Annotated in this window: 2 protein-coding genes; both read right to left on the reverse strand. The window is 63.0% G+C overall.

Features of this window, described 5'->3' with window-relative positions:
- Positions 1-34: 34 nt before the first annotated feature.
- Complete coding sequence (secE, locus tag NS334_RS19465) at positions 35-373, reverse strand: preprotein translocase subunit SecE (RefSeq protein ID WP_021081671.1); 339 nt, start codon at positions 371-373, stop codon at positions 35-37.
- Between the two features lie 184 nt (positions 374-557).
- Positions 558-760: AMP-binding enzyme (locus tag NS334_RS16525; RefSeq protein WP_428835070.1), on the reverse strand; the 203-nt coding region annotated here is incomplete at its 5' end.

Raw genomic sequence — 760 nt, forward strand, 5'->3', positions numbered from 1 at the left:
ATGTACCAGCGCTTGTCCATCAATTGGGTGCTCATCAGTGGATGCCCAGTATCAGGGTAATCAGATAGCGGATGATTTGGTCCGCGGCGAAGAAGAAGATCGAGGCCAGCGCCACCATCACGAACACCATGATGGTGGTGATGGTCGTCTCGCGGCGCGTCGGCCAGGTGACCTTGGCGGTCTCCGAGCGCACTTCCTGCAGGAATTTGAACGGGCTGAAAGCCATCGTGAGATCCGCGTCCGTCTCCGGACGATTGCAACGTTTCAAGGAATCCGAACAGCCGACCTTGCGGACCCAGCCCTCGTTTGGAAGGTTGAGCCGATAAACGAGCTCGAATGTTCGGGGAATTAGGCCGCGCCGGATATCCGCCATCAAAGCGGGCCGACTGCGAGTGCCGGGGTATCTACTGCGAGAGGAGCCAAACGTCAAGGTCGGCACCGTCGCGGCCCGCCCCGGCCGCAGCTCGGGGAAACCGGGACTGAGCCCCTCAATTCAAGCACTTAGCGGGGCGACCGGCGGTTCGCCTCCCCGCCGTCGGCGGCGGCGGCCGGGTCGATTACCCGGCAAAGCTCTTCTGAACAGCCTGATCCAGCGTGGCGCCGCCGACATAGCGCTGCCGCAACTCGCGCTTCAGCAGCTTGCCGCTCGGGTTCTTCGGCAGGGCATCCACGAAGATGACCCGCTTCGGCACCTTGAAATGGGCCATCGACGCCGCGCAGTGCTTGATGACGGCGTCGGCATCGAGGTCCTGGCCGGCCT

It is taken from the genome of Sphingomonas endophytica (assembly GCF_001476895.1).
Lineage (GTDB): Bacteria > Pseudomonadota > Alphaproteobacteria > Sphingomonadales > Sphingomonadaceae > Sphingomonas > Sphingomonas endophytica_A.

Bases quoted from the DNA above. Each gene is read 5' to 3' on its own strand.
- secE (WP_021081671.1), bottom strand. From the start codon at position 373: ATGGCGGATATCCGGCGCGGCCTAATTCCCCGAACATTCGAGCTCGTT.